At 37.5% G+C, this 296-nt stretch carries 1 pseudogene; it reads right to left on the bottom strand.

The features are described from left to right. Nucleotides 1-296 (bottom strand): annotated as a pseudogene (locus tag FC26_RS13095) (RNA-guided endonuclease InsQ/TnpB family protein); the annotation flags it as partial.

The raw sequence follows: 296 nt of genomic DNA, 5'->3' as shown, positions 1-296 counted from the left end.
TTTCCTTCGGAATCAGTTAGAAAATTATCAGTATTTAAGTCAATCCCAATAGCAGTGGTGGTTTCATTATTAACTTTGTCTACAAAAGGTTGTTCAGATGCTAATTGTAGTGATACATAGTAACGACCGGTAGCGTCCATTGAGATTGTGGTTGTACCAATACGAATACTGTCCATACGGTTGAATACTTTTTGGGGTATCCCTTTGAAACGCAAGCGACCTAACTTCGGTAATTGAACTTGTCGAGAATTAATGATCCGAACACTACCATTTTGCATGTTAGGCATAGCTAATTT

Origin of the sequence: Paucilactobacillus vaccinostercus DSM 20634 (genome assembly GCF_001436295.1) — a bacterium.
GTDB classification, from domain to species: domain Bacteria; phylum Bacillota; class Bacilli; order Lactobacillales; family Lactobacillaceae; genus Paucilactobacillus; species Paucilactobacillus vaccinostercus.
Note: the sequence above shows the minus strand (reverse complement) of the source record. Positions and strands in the feature narration are given on the sequence as shown.